Origin of the sequence: Hydrogenophaga pseudoflava, assembly GCF_031020795.1 — a bacterium.
GTDB lineage: Bacteria > Pseudomonadota > Gammaproteobacteria > Burkholderiales > Burkholderiaceae_C > Hydrogenophaga > Hydrogenophaga pseudoflava_A.
Genome location: NZ_JAVHJP010000006.1, coordinates 15,170 through 31,644 on the forward strand (window position 1 = coordinate 15,170; position 16,475 = coordinate 31,644).

Below are 16,475 nucleotides of genomic sequence, written 5' to 3' on the forward strand. Positions count from 1 at the left end.
TACGGGGAGTGGGGCAAAGCTTGCAAAGCCCGACGCCTGGACGACATTGCATTTGTGCGTTCCGCCCCTCCTTTCGCTCGCTTCGTGTCACAAAACTTTCATGGCGATCCGTTATTATTCAAATAACATTGAATCGTTGAAAGTTAGGAGTTCCAACCATGAAAGTCGGTATCAACGGCATGGGCCGCATGGGGCGGCTGGCCCTGCGCGCGGCCTTCGGCGCCATCGAACGCGAAGCCATCGACCCCCGCCAGGGCAACCGCCTGGAGGTGGTGCACCTCAACGAAATCAAGGGCGGCGCCGCGGCCACCGCCCACCTGCTGGCCTTTGACACGGTGCAGGGCAAGTGGCGCGCCGACATCGCGGCCGAAGGCAGCGACGCCATCCGCATCGGCGACCGCCGCCTGTCGTTCAGCGAGCACGCCACCGCCGCCGAAATCCCCTGGGGCGATCTCGGCGTGGACGTGGTGCTGGAGTGCACCGGCAAGTTCCTCACACCCGAAACCCTGCAGGGCCACCTGGACCGCGGTGCCAAGCGCGTGATCGTGGCCGCACCAGTAAAGGTTGGTGGCGTGCTGAACATCGTGGTGGGCGTGAACGACCACCTTTACCAGCCGGCGCGCGACCACATCGTCACCGCCGCCAGCTGCACCACCAATTGCCTGGCCCCGGTGGTCAAGGTGGTGCACGAAGCCATCGGCATCAGGCACGGCCAGATCACCACGCTGCACAACCCGACCAACACCAACCTGGTGGTAGACGCGCCGCACAAAGACCTTCGCCGCGCCCGCAGCGCCATGGTCAACCTGGCCCCCACGACGACCGGCAGCGCCACCGCCATTGCGCTGATCTACCCCGAACTCAAGGGCAAGCTCAACGGCCACGCAGTGCGTGTCCCGGCGCTCAACGCCTCGCTGACCGACTGCGTGTTCGAGCTGAACCGCGTCACCACGGCCGAGGAAGTGAACGCGCTGTTCGAAGCCGCCGCCAGCGGCCCGCTGGCCGGCATCCTGGGCTACGAGAACCGCCCGCTGGTGAGCGCCGATTACGCCCGGGACACACGCAGTTCCATCGTCGACGGCCTCTCGACCATGGTGACCGACGGCACGCTGCTCAAGGTCTACGCCTGGTACGACAACGAGATGGGCTACGCAACGCGCATGGTGGACTTGGCCTGCCACCTCGAATCCGTCGGCATCTGATGAACGCCGCCTCAACGACCACCGCCAGCCACGCGACGCGCAACTACGCCATCGTCACCGCCGCCTACTGGGGTTTCACGCTCACCGACGGCGCGCTGCGCATGCTGGTGCTGCTGCATTTCTACAAGCTGGGCTATTCGCCGTTCACGCTGTCTTTTCTGTTCCTGCTGTACGAAGCGGCCGGTGTGCTGGCCAACCTGATCGGTGGCTGGCTGGCCACGCGTTTCGGCATCCAGCGCATGCTGACCGTGGGCCTGGTCACGCAGATCACAGGATTCACCCTGCTCTCTCTGCTCAACCCGGCGTGGACGGCGGCGATGTCGGTGGCCTGGGTGGTGCTGGCGCAGGGCATCTGTGGCGTGGCCAAGGACCTGACCAAGACCGCCAGCAAGTCGGCCATCAAGGTCACGCAGGCGCAGGCCAAGGCCGAAGACAGTGGCAACAACCAGCTCTTCAAGTGGGTGGCCTGGTTCACCGGCAGCAAGAACGCCATGAAGGGCTTCGGCTTCTTCCTCGGTGGTGTGCTGCTGCAGGCGCTGGGCTTCCAGCACTCGCTCTGGGCCATGGCCAGTCTGCTGGTGCTGGTGCTCATCGGCGTGGTCTCGTCGGTGCCGCCGATGATGGGCAAGGCCAAGGCCTCCAAGTCGGCCAAGGAACTCTTCGCCAAGAACGCCGGCATCAACGGCTTGGCCGCCGCGCGCGTGGCGCTGTTCGGCGCGCGCGATGTGTGGTTCGTGGTGGGCGTGCCGGTGTTCCTGTATTCGCAGGGCTGGAACTTCACCATGGTCGGCGGCTTCCTGGCGGCCTGGACCATCGGCTACGGTCTGGTGCAGGCGCTTGCACCTAACCTTGTCAAACGCAGCCCCGACGGGCTGAGCAGCGAGGTGCCGGCGGCGCGCGGGTGGTCGCTGGTGCTGGCGCTGATCCCGGTTGGCATTGCTGCTGCCGTGCTGCTGGAGTTGCCGAACCTGCAGTGGTGGGTGGTCGGCGGGCTGGGGCTGTTCGGCTTTGCTTTCGCGGTCAACTCGTCGGTGCACTCCTACCTGATCCTGGCTTACGCCGGCAGCGAGAAAGCGGCCGAGGACGTGGGCTTCTACTACGCCGCCAATGCGCTGGGCCGTTTCTTCGGCACGCTGATGTCGGGCCTGCTCTACCAGTGGGGCGGCCTGCTGTACGCGCTGGTGGGCTCGGCCCTGATGCTCTTTACCTGCTGGCTGCTCACGCTGGCGCTGCCGACCAAGCTGGCTTTGCCGGCGCCCCAAACGACCTGAGGAGACTGCCGTGGAAGAAGCTCAAGTTGTCAAAGCGCTGGCCGCGCTGGCACAAGAGACGCGCCTGCGAATCTTTCGCCTGCTGGTGGTGGCCGGCGCCGACGGGCTGACCCCGGGATACATGTCGGAGGCGTTGGGCACACCGCCAAACGCCGTGTCTTTTCACCTGAAGGAGTTGAGCCACTCAGGCCTGATCGACGTCGAACGCGACGGTCGCAACTTGATCTACCGCGCCCAATTTGACCGCATGAACACGCTGCTCGGTTACTTGACCGAGCACTGCTGCGCAGGCCAGCCTTGTGAAATTGCTCCCTCGACCTGCACCGACTGCGGGGACCCGGCGTGAACCTGGCCGAAGCGCTGAACCTCGGCTGCGCCTGTCAGACGCTGGAGACAGCGCGTCTGCGAGAACAGCTGGAGACTGAGCCTGCACTGGCTGGTCTGACCATGCGTCTGGCCGACAGCCACCCACATCTGTTCTCGCGCACGGCGGTCTTCCTCGATGCCCGTGTGATGGCGCAGATCACTGACGCGGTGGCCGCGCTGGAGCGCGTGATCGCACGGCCCGCCTGGCAACAGCGGGCCCTGGACCGCGCTCCGCAGATTGCCGGTATTGCCCACGGACCCGCCGGAGTCTTCATGGGCTACGACTTCCACCTGGCCGACGACGGACCGCGCCTGATCGAGATCAACAGCAACGCAGGCGGCGCCTTCCTCAACGCCGCGCTGGCGCGGGCACACCGCGCTTGCTGCGAGTCGTTTCAGCAGGTGTTCGACCCACAGGACCGGTTGCGCAATCTCGACGAAGCCTTCGTCGCCATGTTCCGAGCCGAATGGCAATCGCAACGCGGCGATGCTCCGCTGCGCAATGTGGTGATCGTGGACGATGTGCCTGACGCGCAGTACCTGGCACCGGAGTTCCAGATGGCGCGCGCGCTGTTCGCAGCACACGGCCTGATCGCCGTGGTAGCCGACCCGCGCGAGCTGCAGTGGCGCGATGGCGCGCTCTGGCACCCCGCCCTGCCCGCAGGCACGCCGGTGGACCTGGTCTACAACCGCCTGACCGACTTCTACCTGCAGGACAGTGGCCACGATGTGCTGCAACAGGCCTACCGGGCTGGCTCGGCCGTGGTCACGCCGCACCCCCGCACCCACGCGCTGTACGCCGACAAGCGCAACCTGGCCACCCTGTCCGACGCGGCGCTGCTCGAACACTGGGGCGTGGGCGAAGCGGACCGCGCCCTGCTGCGCCGGGTCGTGCCCGCGACACAGCGCGTCACCGCCGAAAACGCCGACGCGCTCTGGGCGCAGCGCCGAACCCTGTTCTTCAAACCTGCTGCCGGCTTCGGCGCCCGCGCTGCCTACCGCGGCGACAAGCTGACCCGACGGGTGTGGGACGAGATCCTGGCCGGCGATTACGTCGCCCAAACCACCGTGCCGCCCAGCGAGCGGCTGGTACGTGTGGGTCACGAGACCATGCGGCTCAAGCTCGATCTGCGCGCCTACACCTACCGCGGCCAGATGCAGTTGCTGGCCGCACGCACCTGGTCGGGCCAGACCACCAACTTCCGAACCGAAGGTGGCGGTTTCTCGCCAGTGGTGGTGCTGCCGGCCACAGCCTCATTCACTGACATTTCGCCCTCGCAACCCTGAACGGTGACCCCGATGAAACGTTTCCACGTCCACCTCCACGTCAACGACCTGGACAAGAGCATTGGCTTCTACTCCGCCCTGTTCAACCAGGCCCCCACCCGCACCGAGGCCGACTACGCCAAGTGGATGCTGGAAGACCCGCCGGTGAACTTCGCCATCTCCACACGGGGTGAGCAGCCGGGCATCGACCATCTGGGCATCCAGACCGACAACGCTGAAGAACTGCAGGCCCTGAAGGACCGCGCCACGGCCGCCGACATCAGCTTGCTGGACGAAGGCGCCACCACCTGCTGCTACGCCCGCAGCGAAAAGCACTGGATCACCGATCCGCAGGGCATCGCCTGGGAACACTTCCATACGCTGGGCAACATCCCGGTGTTCCGCGAGAAGGCGGACGAGGCCTCGGCGGTGGCCTGCTGTGCACCCAGCGGTGCGCCCGCCACCCACTGCTGTACACCCGCCGCCGAAGCGGCCGGGTGCTGCTCGCCCACCCTCCCCGCTGCCGCAGGCGCCCGTTGTGCGCTCTCATCCCCCTCCTCCGCCTCCTCCTCAACCAGCTGCTGCTGAAAGGTTTTCACCATGTCCGTCTACAACGTGCTCTTTCTGTGCACTGGCAACTCGGCTCGAAGCATCATGGCCGAATCCATCCTCAACCATCTGGGCGGTGGCCGGTTCCGGGCCTTCAGCGCCGGTAGCCACCCGGCTGGCCAGGTGAATCCGCACGCCATCGAACTGCTGCAACGCAACCACTACAAGACGGACAGTCTGCGCAGCAAGAACTGGAGCGAGTTCGCGCAAGCCGATGCGCCACACATGAACTTCGTGCTCACCGTCTGCGACAAGGCCGCCGGAGAGGTGTGCCCTGTGTGGCCGGGCCAGCCGATGTCGGCGCACTGGGGCGTGCCCGATCCTGCCGAAGTCAAGGGTGATGATGAAGCGGCGAAGAAGGCCTTCGCCGACACCTTCATGGTGCTCAGCCGCCGCATCGCGCTGATGGTGAACCTGCCGTTTGAAAAACTCGACCGGCTGGCCCTGCAGAAGGAACTGGTGGACATCGGACGGCAAAAGGCCTGACCGGGCGTTTGATGCACACAGCCCGGTCGCTCAGGCGGTCGGGCATTTTTGCTTTTTGGGAGATTTGAATGGGTGTGTTTGAGCGTTATCTGACCGTCTGGGTCGGTCTGGGCATTCTGGCCGGTGTGGGCCTTGGGCTGGTGATGCCCGGCGTGTTCCAGGCCGTGGCCGCGATGGAGATCGCGCAGGTCAACCTGGTGGTCGCCGTGTTCATCTGGATCATGATTTACCCCATGATGATCCAGATCGACTGGCACGCCGTGAAGGACGTGGGCAAGCGGCCGCAGGGCCTGCTGCTCACGCTGGTGGTGAACTGGCTGATCAAGCCCTTCACCATGGCGGCGCTGGGCGTGCTGTTCTTCCAGTACGTGTTTGCTTACTGGGTCGATCCGCAATCGGCGAGCGAGTACATCGCCGGCATGATCCTGCTGGGCGTGGCGCCCTGCACCGCCATGGTGTTCGTCTGGAGCCAACTGGTGAAAGGCGACGCCAACTACACCCTGGTGCAGGTTTCGGTGAACGACCTGATCATGGTGGTGGCGTTCGCCCCCATCGCCGCCTTCCTGCTCGGCGTGACCAACGTGACCGTGCCCTGGGAGACGCTGCTGCTGTCCACCGTGCTCTATGTGGTCTTGCCGCTGCTGGCGGGCATGGCCACGCGCCAGGTGCTGGTGAAACGTTCTTCGTCTGCACTGGGTCAGTTCGTGGCGCGCCTCAAGCCCTGGTCGGTGGTCGGCCTGATCGCCACGGTGGTGCTGCTGTTTGGCTTCCAGGCCGGCACCATCGTCGAAAAGCCTGGCGTGATCGCGCTGATCGCGGTGCCGCTGATCCTGCAGTCGTATGGCATCTTTTTCATCACCTGGTGGGGCGCCAAGTGGCTCAAGCTGCCGCACGACATCGCCGGACCGGCCTGCCTGATCGGCACCTCGAACTTCTTCGAGCTGGCCGTGGCGGTGGCGATTTCGCTGTTCGGCCTGAACTCGGGCGCCGCGCTGGCCACCGTGGTCGGCGTGCTGGTCGAGGTGCCCGTGATGCTCTCGCTCGTGGCCATCGTCAACGCCTGGCGCCCCCGGACCGCCTGAACCCGCAGCGCACCCCATGCCCGACATCACGATCTATCACAACCCGGCCTGCGGCACCTCGCGCAACGTGCTGGCCATGATCCGCAACAGCGGCGTGGAACCCACGGTCATCGAGTACCTCAAGCACCCGCCCAGCATGCAGCAGATCCAGGCATGGCTGAGCACCATGGGCGCCACGGTGCGCCAGGTGCTGCGTGAAAAAGGCACACCTTTCGCCGAGCTGGACCTAGGCAACCCGAAATGGACCGATGAACAGCTGCTGGCCTTCATCCAGCAGCACCCCATCCTGCTCAACCGCCCCTTCGTGGTCACGCCGCTGGGGGTGCGCCTGTGCCGCCCTTCCGAGGTCGTTCTCGACATCCTGCCCTATCCGCAGCAGGGCCCTTTCATCAAGGAAGATGGTGAGGTCGTCATTGATGCAAAAGGTCGCCGTGTCTAAGTCCGTTTCCAAACCCCTGGCCGATCTGCCGCAAGTGCAGGCCGAACATTTCCGTGTGCCCGATCCGTCGCGGCTGTTGCGTCCGCACTCGGCCCATCCTCCGCGCATCCTGCTGCTGTACGGATCGCTGCGCCCGCGCTCCTTCAGCCGCTTGCTGGTGGAGGAAGCTGCACGGTTGCTGCAGGCCATGGGTGCGGAGACCCGCATCTTCAACCCCAGCGGCCTGCCCCTGCCCGACGACGCGCCGGAAACCCATCCCAAGGTGCAGGAGCTGCGCGAGCTGACCCTGTGGTCGGAAGGCATGGTCTGGTGTTCGCCCGAACGCCACGGCGCCATGACCGGCATCATGAAAGCCCAGATCGACTGGATTCCCCTGGCGGCCGGCGCCGTGCGCCCCACCCAGGGCAAGACGCTGGCGGTGATGCAGGTCTGTGGCGGCTCGCAATCGTTCAACGCGGTCAACCAGATGCGCGTGCTCGGGCGCTGGATGCGCATGATCACCATCCCGAACCAGTCGTCGGTGGCCAAGGCGTTTCAGGAGTTCGACGACCAAGACCGCATGAAGCCGTCGAGTTACCACGACCGGGTGGTCGATGTGATGGAAGAACTGGTCAAGTTCACCTGGCTCACCCGCGACGTCTCGCCCTACCTGGTGGACCGCTACAGCGAGCGCAAGGAAAGCGCCGAAGAACTCATGCGGCGGGTCAACCTGCCCAAGGCGGTGTGACCTCCGGCGCGATGACTGACTCAGCATGACGCAAAGCGACGCATGAGCATCGAACGGCCACCCCAAACACGCTCGGCCCCGCAGCGCACCGCGCGGAGGGTAGCCCAGTGAGCCCTGAAGCCGCTTCTGACGGGGGTGTGGTTTCGGCCCGCCGGGCCGTGTTCTCGTTTCTGGTCGCGCTGTCGCTGTCGCTGGCTTTGGTCGCCTGGCTGCCTTACGAGGCGTCGGTCACCAAGGGCCTGTGCCTGCTGGTCTTCATCGGTGCGCTGTGGCTGACGGAAGCGATTCCCTTGCCGGTGACCGCGCTTCTGGTGCCGGTGGGTGCGCTGGCGCTGGGGCTTCCGGGCCTGACCACGGTGAAAGCCCTGGCGCCTTTTGCCGACCCCATCGTCTTTCTCTTCCTGGGCGGCTTTGCCCTGGCCAGCGCCCTGCGTTCCCAGCAGCTGGACCGCAAGATGGCCGGGTTCCTGCTGACGCTGTCGGGCGGCCATCTGGGACGGGCCGTGTGGCTGCTGTTTGGCGTCACGGCCTTGCTGTCCATGGGCATCAGCAACACGGCCACGGCCGCCATGGCGCTGCCATTGACCCTGGGCATCCTGGGGCCGCTCGACCCGCAGCGTGAACGGCGGACGTTTGCCTTTGTGCTGCTGGGCGTGGCCTATTCCGCCAGCATCGGGGGCATGGGCACCCTGGTCGGCTCACCGCCGAATGCGATTGCGGCGCGCGCGGCGGGCATTGACTTTGCCCAGTGGCTCTGGATCGGCTTGCCCCTGGTGCTGGTGCTCATGCCCCTGATGGCGTTCACCCTGTGGCTGGTGCTGCGCCCGAACCTGGATCGACGCATCGCCATCACCACGACCGACGTGCCCTGGACCTGGCCACGGGTTCTGACGCTGGGCGTGTTCCTGCTGACCGCGCTGGGCTGGACCTTTGGGGCCGAGCCTCTCAAAAAGCTGGGCATCCAGAGTCCGGACACGGTGTTTGCGCTGGCCGCTGCCATCGCCGTGGTGACGCTGCGGTTGGCAAGCTGGCGGGAGGTTTCTGAACACACCGACTGGGGGGTGTTGATCCTGTTCGGCGGTGGCCTGGCGCTGGGCGAGGTGCTGGCCCTCTCGGGCGCCTCGCTGGTGCTGGGGCAGCAGGTGGCCAGCCTGCTGCAAGGCGCGGCGCCATGGACCATGCTGCTGGCGGTCGCCGCCTTCATGGTGCTGCTCAGCGAATTCGCCAGCAACACCGCCGCTGCGGCGCTGCTGGTGCCGGTGTTTGCCGCCGTCGCCAGCCAGATGGGGCTACCGGTGGAGACGCTGGTGGTCGTGGTCGCCCTGGCCGCGTCCTGCGGTTTTGCCCTGCCCGTGGCCACGCCACCCAATGCCCTGGTGTTCGGCACAGGCCGGGTGCGCCAGCGCGACATGCTGCGGGCCGGCCTGTCGCTGGACCTGGTCTGTGTGGGGGTGTTGACGATCTGGGGGCTGCTGGTGCGCGCGTAGCCATTTCTGATCACGGTTTCTCAGTTGTGACACCCTGTGCGATCGCCACTGCGGCTACGACGTTGGCTGGATCAGCGCTACCAGCTCGCCCAGCGGTTTTTCAATCGCCTTCTGCGCCTTGAGCTCCACCGAGCGGTAAAGCTGGAGCACCTGCAGTCCCATGGGGGTTAGCGATGTGCCACCTCCGGCGGCCCCGCCGCGCTGCTTGATCACCAGTGGTTCCACAAAATCGCGGTTCATCGCATCGACAAGCGACCAGACCCGCTGGTAGCTCATGCCCAGGCGCCGCCCGGCTTCGGCGATGGAGCCGGTTTCGGCAATGCCCTGCAGCACGTCCGCCTTGCCGGGGCCGATGGCCACGGCATGCTTGATCTGGATGCGAAAGCGTGTGCGCTCCTCCAGGGCAGTGACGTTCAACGTGGGTTTCATGGGCCGAATGATAGCTGCGGGAAGTTTCGATATACTTTTTTGGAGATATCGAATTTGAAAGATATTGAACCGATCGTTCGCCTCAACGGACTGGAGCCCGTCAATGAGTACCACCCGTCGCTGCCTGCTGGCGCTGTCCCTGTCGCTGGGTCTTGGCGCCGGGGCGGCCCGTGCGCAGGCTCCAGTCCCCACCGTGGCCGCAGCCGCCGACCTAAAGTTCGCCCTCGAAGACGTGGCGGCCCAATTCGAGAGAGCCACCGGATACAAGCTGCGGCTGGTCTTCGGCTCCTCGGGCAGCTTCTACTCACAGCTGTTGCAAGGGGCGCCGTTCCACCTGTTCATGTCGGCCGACGAGGGCTTTGTGTTCAAGCTGGCCGACGCCGGCAAGACGCGCGACCGTGGCCGTCTCTACGCCTACGGCCGGATCGGCATCATGGTGCCCAAGGGCTCCCCGCTCAAGGCCGACGGTGAGCTCAAGGACCTGGGCGCCGCGCTCAAAGACGGGCGGCTCAAGAAGTTCGCGATTGCCGCGCCCGACCACGCGCCCTACGGCATGCGGGCCAGGGAAGCCCTGCAGCACGCCGGCCTGTGGCAGGCCATCGAACCCCGGCTGGTGTTCGGCGAGAACATCTCGCAGACGGCCCAGTTCGCCACCTCGGGGGCCACCGAGGGCGGCATCATCGCCTACTCGCTGGCGCTGGCGCCGCAGGTGGCCAGGCTCGGGGACTTCGCGCTGATCCCGCAAGACTGGCACCAGCCCCTGGCCCAGCGCATGGTGCTGATGAAAGACGCCCCCGAAGCCGCGCGTGCGTTCTACGAATACATCGCCACGCCCGAAGCCCAGGCCGTCATGGTCCGCTACGGCTTCGCCATGCCCAAGCCATGACGGGCATGGACTGGACCTCGCTGCTGCTCTCGCTGGAGCTGGCGGCGGTGACCCTGGTCGTGCTGCTGCCCCTGGGCCTGTGGCTGGGGCGCTGGCTGGCGCGCTCGGACTTCAAGGCCAAGGCACTCGTGGAAGCCACCGTGGTGCTGCCGCTGGTGCTGCCGCCCACGGTGCTGGGCTACTACCTGCTGGTCTCCCTGGGCGCGGGGTCTCCGCTGGGGCGCTGGATGCTGGAGACCTTCGACATCCGGCTGACCTTCAACTTTCTCGGCCTGCTGATCGCGTCGGTGATCTTCAACATCCCCTTCCTCGTGCAGCCGGTCCAGCGCGCGTTTGAAGCCATTCCCGCCAACCTGAGCGAGGCGGCGGCGGTCAGCGGCCTGTCGGCCTGGCAGACCTTCACCAAGGTGGAGCTGCCGCTGGCCTGGCCGGGCATTCTCTCGGGCATGGTGATGACCTTCGTGCACACGCTGGGCGAGTTCGGCGTGGTGCTGATGATGGGCGGCAGCATCCCCGGCGAAACCAAGACGGTGGCCATCAGCATCTACGACCGGGTGCAGGCCTTCGATCTGCAAAGCGCTGACCGCATGGCCTTGCTGCTGCTGGCCCTGTCGCTGGTGGCGGTGGCCGCGTCCTTCTTTGCCACCGCGCGCATGGTGAAGACACGATGAGCACGGGTACGAAGCCGATGGATTCAGGTGGAGCGCTGCAGGTTCGGATCGACCAATCCTCGCCCATGCCCCTGCACGGCGAATTCAGCTGCCAGCCCGGCGAGCTGATGGCCCTGGTCGGCCCGTCCGGCGCGGGCAAGACCTCGATGCTGCGCTGCATGGCCGGTCTGCTCAAGCCCACCGCGGGCCACGTCGTGGTGGGCGAGCAGGTGTGGGTGGACACCGCGAGCGGCGTGTGCCTGCCGCCGCAGCAGCGCCATGTGGGGCTGGTGTTCCAGAACTATGCGCTGATGCCGCACATGAGCGCCCTGGACAACGTGGCGCTGTCTATGCTGCACCTGTCACCCGCGCAGCGACGCGAACGGGCGGCCCGCTGGCTGGACCACGTGCGCCTCTCGACCGATCAGCAGGCCCGCAAGCCCGCCAACCTGTCGGGCGGGCAGCAGCAACGGGTGGCGGTGGCCCGCGCCCTGGCGCGCGAGCCGCGCCTGCTGCTGCTGGACGAACCCTTCTCCGCGGTTGACCAGATGAACCGCCAAGGCCTCTACGACCTGCTGGCCGATCTGCGGCAGGACCTGCACATCCCCATCGTGCTGGTGACCCACGACCTGGTGGAGGCGCGGCACCTGGCCGACAGCCTGGTGGTGATGGATGCAGGCACGGTGCTGCAGCAAGGCACGCCAGCAACGGTCTACAGGTCGCCCCGCAACGCCCGGGTGGCCGATCTGGTGGGCGTGCAGAACCGCTTCAAGGGGCGCTGGCTCGGGCCGCTGTTCGGGCAGGATGCGAGCGACCGCGCTGGCTGGCTCGAATGGCTGTCGCCCGCTGGCCAGGCCACGGGGGTGAAGCTGCGGGTGCGGGACAAGGGGCGGATTGCTGCCGGTCAGGCGGTGACCTGGGTGATCCAGGGGGATGGTCTGCATCTGGGAGACGAGGCATACACGGCGCTCCAGGACACGACATTCGGGCAGGTGGAACTGCAAACCACCGTCACGTCGGTCCGCCATTTGGGCGAAACCACGCTGGCCACATTTACCGTCGAAGCGCTCGGCGGCGTCGTACTGCGCCTGATGCGCTCGGGTCCCTTGCGACAGCGTCTCGCGGTGGGCCAGTCCCAGCTGATGCGGCTGGCGTGCGACTGGGTGCACGTCATGCCAAGCAAGGTGTCCTGAAGTCGATCTCCGCCCGGACGCTTGCCCCCAAAGCTGCTGGAAAGAGTGACACGCGAGAACGTGGCTGATCGTTTGGCTGGCGGTTGATCCGCCGCAAACCATCCAACGAAAGGCTAGTCAGCAGTGGCGGCTATCCAAAAGTGGCGACGGCCTGAACACTGACTCGTGATTTCCCCAGCTCTGATGCCGATGTTCAGCCCCAGTGCTTCCTACCGTGGGGCACAGCCGCATCCTGTCGCGTTGTGACTCACCGCGCATGCGCTTCCAATAGCTGATTCACATCCACCTGCTCTGCCCCCCTTCCGAGGTCTCCAGACCTGAACACTCCACCACAGTGCTGCAAAGGATGCCATCACCAATAGCGCCACCAGTTCCAGACCGATCTGGACATTCACACCAAGCCAAGTCTTCAAACCCAGCGCAGCCGCACCCCCCAGCATCGGAATCGCCAGGGGAACGGCGCAGCAGGCAGCGCAAGCTCCGGCCACGCCCAACATCGTCAGTACAGGTCTTTTCACAAGTTTTCTCCAGTTGATTAACGCGGGTCGATTCCCGTTGCAGCACTCTAAAATCTCAAGCCACTTGAGATGCAAGACCCACCGTGAAAAAACCCGAGGTCCCCGCTGCCCCTTCCCCCGCGTTGCTAACCATCGGCACCTTGGCCAAGCGCGTCGGTTTCGCCGTCTCAGCCCTTCGGTATTACGAGGAAGTGGGTCTGATACCCCCAGCCATGCGCCGAGAGAGCGGCCATCGTGTCTACCCTGAGTCGGTGCAGGACGTGCTGATCCTCATCCGCCATTGCCGAGACCTGGGCTTTTCCATTGAACAGACCCGCGAATTGGTCACGCTATCGACCAGCTCCGAACGCGACTGCGTGGAGGCCAGGGCGATTGCCCAGGCTCACCTCGCGGCCGTGCGGACCAAGATGGCGGAGTTGCGCCGTCTGGAGCGAAGCCTGTTGCGTTATGTCCGTGCCTGCAGCGAGGGCTGTGCGGGCGGCCCGGCGCCCGACTGCAACATCCTGACCGACTTTAGTCCTTGCGTGCCCATGCCGGACGGTGCAGCCAGATGCTGTGCCTGATCGTGCGCTCGCGATACGGCACCGTGCGAAACGACGTGGGTGTGCTGCAAACGGTGCTGACCGTGTTGACACGGTTCCTGTTCGCAACGACCCTGTTGGCCAAACGCTTGGAGTTGTTCGGGTAGCGTGCATCTGGGTGACACCCATGCACCTGTTCAGGTCAGGCGGCCCCGCCGACGGAACTCTGCAAAAGACAGTGCCACGCAGACCCAACAGCAATCGCACCTCACAGCGGGTGGGGATGACCGACCCCATGATTCGAGGCCAAGTCGACATGGGGTTTAGGCTCTTGGGTCTGGCGAAAGGCGCCATGCCAGTCGCCACAAGGCTGCGTGAACGGCACTTGCACCACCTGTAGGGTGGCATGGGTGATTTCAAACCGGTCGTGCAGCAGCTCGGTGGCCCGCTGGATAAATCGATCATCAGCGTTGCCCTCTGGCATCACCAAGTGGGCCGTCATCGCCACCTGCGAGGTGTCCATGGCCCAGATGTGCAGATCGTGTACGCGGCTAACCCCTGGCAGTGAGGCCAAGCAGTCGTGCACTGCCTGTGGGTCCACGCGGTCGGGCACACCGTCGAACAGCAGGTGCAAGGATTGCCGGAACAGGCTCCAGGTTCCCCAAAGGATCACCGCCGCGATCAACAAACTCACCACCGGGTCGAGCCAGACCCAGCCCATCCAGAGCGTCAGCGCACCAGCCAACACCACCCCGGCCGACACCAGCGCATCGGCGGCCATGTGCAAGAAGGCGCCGCGGATATTCAGGTCGTGCGCGCGCCCGCGCATGAACAGCAGGGCCGTCACGGTGTTGACCACGATGCCGACACCGGCCACGGCCATGATGGTCAAGCCTTCGCTGCCCGCCATCGGCTCTGACGCCAACAGGCGGCCGACGGCCTCCCACGCCAGCGCGCCCATTGCCACCAGCAGCAACAAGGCATTGGCAAACGCAGCCAGGATGCTGCCGCGTTTCCAGCCATAGGTGTGGCGGGCGTCGGGCCGCAGCCTGCCGGCCAAGGCACCACCCCAGGCCAGCACCAGCCCGGCCACGTCGCTGAGGTTGTGTCCGGCATCGGCCAGCAGGGCCAGCGAGTTGATCTTCCAGCCGTAGAAGGCCTCGACGCCGACAAACGCCAGGTTCAGCGCGATGCCGATGGCAAAGGCCTTGTCGAAACTGGTGGATGCATGGCTGTGGTCGTGTCCGGCGCTCATCGGTGTTGCACTCTCTCAGGCGCGGCGCATCACGCCGCTCAAATCTGTACCCGGAGCCACCGTGTTGAACACCGTTCCGTACTTCTTGACGTTGTCGTGCAGCAGGTCGATGCGCCGGTCCGTTTCATCGGTGTCCACGATGATCTGATAGCGGATGCTTTCCATCTTTGGTGGCACGTCCTGTCGAACACCGTCCACGATCACCCGCACGCCTCGCAGCTGAAACTTCAGGATAGGCACCACTCGCTCGATGCCCTTGATCATGCAAGCCGACAGCGCCGACAGCAGAAGCTCGGCCGGGTTGAACGCCTCTGGGTTGCCGACCAGGTCGGTGTCCAGGGTGATCCGGGCTGACTTGCACAGGGACTGGCTGTGGTGCGCATCGATACGTTCGGATTCAACGTGAAAGCGCATCTTGGTGGGGTTGTCGGTCATGGCTGGTTTCCTTTTTTGGCCAAATGCATTCCCAACTCCGTTCTCAACAGCAGCCTGTTGAGGAAGCTTGACCCGCAGGGGCGCTGCAGCAGCAGGACGACGAGGCAGCTGCGGGCACCTCAATGCACTGGCCGATCACCGGGAAGTTCTTGCGCATCCATTTGAGGATGCCGCCTTCCATGTTGCTCACACGGGTATAGCCGTGGTACTGCAGAAAGTAGGTGGCCTTGAGGCTGCGAGCCCCACTCTCGCAGACCAGCACCAACTCGCGGTCCTTGGGCAATTCGTTCCAGCGCTGTTCCAGCTCGGACAGAGGGATGTTCACGATGGTCGGTACGTCAAAGGCGGTGCGGGCCACTTCGGCGCGCTCGCGCACGTCCACCAGCCAGGCACCCTCGTCCACCAGACGGCGCGTAGTGGTGGGGCAGACCTGTTTCGCTTCGTCCAGCATGTTGCCTCCTTTGCTCAAGCCGACAGCCACTGTTCGATCTTCTCGCGGCTGGGCACACCACCGGCGTGCACCACCTTGCCGTTGATGACCACACCAGGCGTGCTCATGACGCCGTAGCCCATGATGTCGCGCAGCTCTTCCACCTTCTCCAGCTTCACTTCGACGCCATTGGCTTTGGCCACCTGGTCGATCAGCGCGATGGTGTTCTTGCAGTTGGCACAACCCGTGCCGAGTACCTTGATGTCCATGATTTACTCCTGTTCCATTTCGAGATAAGTGCGGTTGGCCAGTTGGGGCAGCCAGACATCCACGTGTTTGAGGTGCTTGAAGGGGGCCGCGTCAAAGCTCTTGATCGCGGAACTCATGTCGGTGCCCGCCTCCACCGCCTTACCCATGTGCGCCCGGAGGGCCTTGAGCAGATCGCCGGTGTCCTTCTGCGCCTGCGCCAGCGTGGTCACGCGGCCATGGCCGGGCACCACCACCTTGGGGTTGAGCGCTTCCAGCACCTCGAACGATTCGACCCAGGTCTTGGTCTTGCTCACCGGGTGCAGGCCCAGGATGCGGTCCACGTAGACCACGTCACCCGTGAACACCACACCGCTCTGCGGCAGCCAGACCATGCTGTCGCCCGGCGTGTGGCCGCCTTGGCGGTGCAGCACCTGCACGGCGACGCCGCCCAGGTCCAGCTTCGTGTCGGCCTCCTTGAGCCAGCGGGTGGGCAACACGATCTCGGTGCCGTTCATCTTCTCCTTGAGCACCGGCGCGTTCGCTTTCAGGTGCTCGGGACCACGGGCCTTCATGTCGGCATCGGCGTTGGCATGCGCCATGATCTCGGCGCCCTGCGCCTTGAAGTAGCCGTTGCCCAGCCAGCGGTGGTCCTGCCCGCCGGTGTTGATGACCCATCGGATTGGCTGCGGGGTCACCTTCTTCACAGCCTCGGCGATTTGCTTCGCGCCCTGAAAGCTGGCACCGCTGTCAATCAACAGTGTCCCCGCCGGCGTCACCACCAGACCGATGTTGGCGTTGAGGGCTTCGTTCTCGTAGGTTCGACCTTCGGTGTCGCCTACGTAGGCATACACGTTGGGTGCTACAGGTTTGAAAACGATCTCCACCGCCTGCGCGGACCAGACCACGCTAGCAATCAAGCCAGCGGTCAGCAGTTGTTTGAGCCGCATGGATGGGATGTGCATGCCAGTGGGTTT

The 16,475-nt window shown here is 65.2% G+C and carries 20 protein-coding genes; 14 read left to right on the forward strand and 6 right to left on the reverse strand.

Features of this window, described 5'->3' with window-relative positions:
• Positions 1–158 precede the first annotated feature (158 nt).
• The 10 genes from RCO38_RS18450 (at position 159) to RCO38_RS18495 (ending at position 8,935) form a co-directional block, all read left to right on the forward strand.
• Positions 159–1,202, forward strand: coding sequence for an ArsJ-associated glyceraldehyde-3-phosphate dehydrogenase (locus RCO38_RS18450; RefSeq protein WP_308329869.1), 1,044 nt, complete (start codon positions 159–161; stop codon positions 1,200–1,202).
• Positions 1,202–2,473 carry an organoarsenical effux MFS transporter ArsJ gene (arsJ, locus tag RCO38_RS18455; protein WP_308329870.1) on the forward strand — a complete coding sequence of 424 codons (1,272 nt, stop codon included), beginning with the start codon at positions 1,202–1,204 and terminating at the stop codon, positions 2,471–2,473. The genes RCO38_RS18450 and arsJ overlap by 1 nt, the downstream gene beginning before the upstream one ends.
• 10 nt (positions 2,474–2,483) lie before the next feature.
• Positions 2,484–2,819 carry an ArsR/SmtB family transcription factor gene (locus RCO38_RS18460; protein WP_308329871.1) on the forward strand — a complete coding sequence of 112 codons (336 nt, stop codon included), beginning with the start codon at positions 2,484–2,486 and terminating at the stop codon, positions 2,817–2,819.
• The gene (locus tag RCO38_RS18465; protein WP_308329873.1) at positions 2,816–4,126 is read left to right on the forward strand and encodes a hypothetical protein; all 1,311 of its coding nucleotides are present in this window, start codon (positions 2,816–2,818) and stop codon (positions 4,124–4,126) included. The genes RCO38_RS18460 and RCO38_RS18465 overlap by 4 nt, the downstream gene beginning before the upstream one ends.
• A 12-nt stretch (positions 4,127–4,138) precedes the next feature.
• The gene (locus tag RCO38_RS18470) at positions 4,139–4,693 is read left to right on the forward strand and encodes an ArsI/CadI family heavy metal resistance metalloenzyme (protein ID WP_308329875.1); all 555 of its coding nucleotides are present in this window, start codon (positions 4,139–4,141) and stop codon (positions 4,691–4,693) included.
• 12 nt (positions 4,694–4,705) lie between these two features.
• Positions 4,706–5,200 (forward strand): arsenate reductase ArsC, encoded by a 495-nt coding sequence (locus RCO38_RS18475; RefSeq protein ID WP_079364899.1) that lies wholly within the window; start codon positions 4,706–4,708, stop codon positions 5,198–5,200.
• Between the two features lie 68 nt (positions 5,201–5,268).
• A complete protein-coding gene (arsB, locus tag RCO38_RS18480; RefSeq protein ID WP_308329878.1) occupies positions 5,269–6,282 on the forward strand; it encodes an ACR3 family arsenite efflux transporter in 1,014 nt (337 codons plus the stop codon).
• A gap of 16 nt (positions 6,283–6,298) precedes the next feature.
• A complete protein-coding gene (arsC, locus tag RCO38_RS18485; RefSeq protein WP_308329880.1) occupies positions 6,299–6,721 on the forward strand; it encodes an arsenate reductase (glutaredoxin) in 423 nt (140 codons plus the stop codon).
• The gene (gene arsH, locus RCO38_RS18490; protein WP_308329882.1) at positions 6,699–7,448 is read left to right on the forward strand and encodes an arsenical resistance protein ArsH; all 750 of its coding nucleotides are present in this window, start codon (positions 6,699–6,701) and stop codon (positions 7,446–7,448) included. The genes arsC and arsH overlap by 23 nt, the downstream gene beginning before the upstream one ends.
• Before the next feature lie 107 nt (positions 7,449–7,555).
• The gene (locus RCO38_RS18495; protein ID WP_308329884.1) at positions 7,556–8,935 is read left to right on the forward strand and encodes an SLC13 family permease; all 1,380 of its coding nucleotides are present in this window, start codon (positions 7,556–7,558) and stop codon (positions 8,933–8,935) included.
• 54 nt (positions 8,936–8,989) lie between these two features.
• Here the strand turns inward: RCO38_RS18495 and RCO38_RS18500 are convergent, their stop codons facing one another.
• Positions 8,990–9,364 carry a winged helix-turn-helix domain-containing protein gene (locus RCO38_RS18500; protein WP_308329885.1) on the reverse strand — a complete coding sequence of 125 codons (375 nt, stop codon included), beginning with the start codon at positions 9,362–9,364 and terminating at the stop codon, positions 8,990–8,992.
• Positions 9,365–9,467: 103 nt separating this feature from the next.
• Between RCO38_RS18500 and modA the strand changes: the two genes are divergently transcribed.
• The 4 genes from modA (at position 9,468) to RCO38_RS18520 (ending at position 13,174) form a co-directional block, all read left to right on the forward strand.
• On the forward strand, positions 9,468–10,250 hold the full coding sequence (modA, locus tag RCO38_RS18505; protein ID WP_308329886.1) for a molybdate ABC transporter substrate-binding protein: 783 nt from the start codon (positions 9,468–9,470) through the stop codon (positions 10,248–10,250).
• A complete protein-coding gene (gene modB, locus RCO38_RS18510) occupies positions 10,247–10,921 on the forward strand; it encodes a molybdate ABC transporter permease subunit (RefSeq protein WP_308329888.1) in 675 nt (224 codons plus the stop codon). Before modA ends, modB begins: the two co-directional genes overlap by 4 nt.
• A gap of 65 nt (positions 10,922–10,986) precedes the next feature.
• Positions 10,987–12,093, forward strand: a complete 1,107-nt coding sequence (locus RCO38_RS18515; RefSeq protein ID WP_308329890.1) for an ABC transporter ATP-binding protein — start codon at positions 10,987–10,989, stop codon at positions 12,091–12,093.
• Between the two features lie 658 nt (positions 12,094–12,751).
• Positions 12,752–13,174 carry a MerR family DNA-binding protein gene (locus RCO38_RS18520; protein WP_308329891.1) on the forward strand — a complete coding sequence of 141 codons (423 nt, stop codon included), beginning with the start codon at positions 12,752–12,754 and terminating at the stop codon, positions 13,172–13,174.
• 226 nt (positions 13,175–13,400) lie between these two features.
• Here RCO38_RS18520 and RCO38_RS18525 read toward each other — a convergent pair whose 3' ends face one another.
• From RCO38_RS18525 to RCO38_RS18545, 5 genes are read right to left on the reverse strand one after another with little or no spacing between them, the layout of a single operon-like run.
• On the reverse strand, positions 13,401–14,387 hold the full coding sequence (locus RCO38_RS18525; protein WP_308329893.1) for a cation diffusion facilitator family transporter: 987 nt from the start codon (positions 14,385–14,387) through the stop codon (positions 13,401–13,403).
• A 15-nt stretch (positions 14,388–14,402) separates the two neighbouring features.
• A complete protein-coding gene (locus RCO38_RS18530) occupies positions 14,403–14,822 on the reverse strand; it encodes an OsmC family protein (RefSeq protein WP_308329895.1) in 420 nt (139 codons plus the stop codon).
• A gap of 43 nt (positions 14,823–14,865) precedes the next feature.
• Positions 14,866–15,273 carry a rhodanese-like domain-containing protein gene (locus RCO38_RS18535; RefSeq protein WP_308329897.1) on the reverse strand — a complete coding sequence of 136 codons (408 nt, stop codon included), beginning with the start codon at positions 15,271–15,273 and terminating at the stop codon, positions 14,866–14,868.
• A 14-nt stretch (positions 15,274–15,287) separates the two neighbouring features.
• A complete protein-coding gene (locus tag RCO38_RS18540; protein WP_308329898.1) occupies positions 15,288–15,521 on the reverse strand; it encodes a thioredoxin family protein in 234 nt (77 codons plus the stop codon).
• A 3-nt stretch (positions 15,522–15,524) separates the two neighbouring features.
• Complete coding sequence (locus RCO38_RS18545; RefSeq protein WP_308329900.1) at positions 15,525–16,463, reverse strand: MBL fold metallo-hydrolase; 939 nt, start codon at positions 16,461–16,463, stop codon at positions 15,525–15,527.
• Positions 16,464–16,475: the final 12 nt, after the last annotated feature.

Excerpts from the sequence above, each read along its gene's own strand:
- arsJ (WP_308329870.1), top strand. The coding sequence starts at position 1,202 with ATGAACGCCGCCTCAACGACCACCGCCAGCCACGCGACGCGCAACTAC.
- RCO38_RS18515 (WP_308329890.1), top strand. The coding sequence starts at position 10,987 with ATGCCCCTGCACGGCGAATTCAGCTGCCAGCCCGGCGAGCTGATGGCC.
- modA (WP_308329886.1), top strand. The coding sequence starts at position 9,468 with ATGAGTACCACCCGTCGCTGCCTGCTGGCGCTGTCCCTGTCGCTGGGT.
- arsB (WP_308329878.1), top strand. The coding sequence starts at position 5,269 with ATGGGTGTGTTTGAGCGTTATCTGACCGTCTGGGTCGGTCTGGGCATT.
- RCO38_RS18470 (WP_308329875.1), top strand. The coding sequence starts at position 4,139 with ATGAAACGTTTCCACGTCCACCTCCACGTCAACGACCTGGACAAGAGC.
- RCO38_RS18540 (WP_308329898.1), bottom strand. The coding sequence starts at position 15,521 with ATGGACATCAAGGTACTCGGCACGGGTTGTGCCAACTGCAAGAACACC.
- arsC (WP_308329880.1), top strand. The coding sequence starts at position 6,299 with ATGCCCGACATCACGATCTATCACAACCCGGCCTGCGGCACCTCGCGC.
- RCO38_RS18475 (WP_079364899.1), top strand. The coding sequence starts at position 4,706 with ATGTCCGTCTACAACGTGCTCTTTCTGTGCACTGGCAACTCGGCTCGA.
- RCO38_RS18525 (WP_308329893.1), bottom strand. The coding sequence starts at position 14,387 with ATGAGCGCCGGACACGACCACAGCCATGCATCCACCAGTTTCGACAAG.
- arsH (WP_308329882.1), top strand. The coding sequence starts at position 6,699 with ATGCAAAAGGTCGCCGTGTCTAAGTCCGTTTCCAAACCCCTGGCCGAT.
- RCO38_RS18500 (WP_308329885.1), bottom strand. The coding sequence starts at position 9,364 with ATGAAACCCACGTTGAACGTCACTGCCCTGGAGGAGCGCACACGCTTT.
- RCO38_RS18530 (WP_308329895.1), bottom strand. The coding sequence starts at position 14,822 with ATGACCGACAACCCCACCAAGATGCGCTTTCACGTTGAATCCGAACGT.
- RCO38_RS18545 (WP_308329900.1), bottom strand. The coding sequence starts at position 16,463 with ATGCACATCCCATCCATGCGGCTCAAACAACTGCTGACCGCTGGCTTG.
- modB (WP_308329888.1), top strand. The coding sequence starts at position 10,247 with ATGACGGGCATGGACTGGACCTCGCTGCTGCTCTCGCTGGAGCTGGCG.
- RCO38_RS18450 (WP_308329869.1), top strand. The coding sequence starts at position 159 with ATGAAAGTCGGTATCAACGGCATGGGCCGCATGGGGCGGCTGGCCCTG.
- RCO38_RS18535 (WP_308329897.1), bottom strand. The coding sequence starts at position 15,273 with ATGCTGGACGAAGCGAAACAGGTCTGCCCCACCACTACGCGCCGTCTG.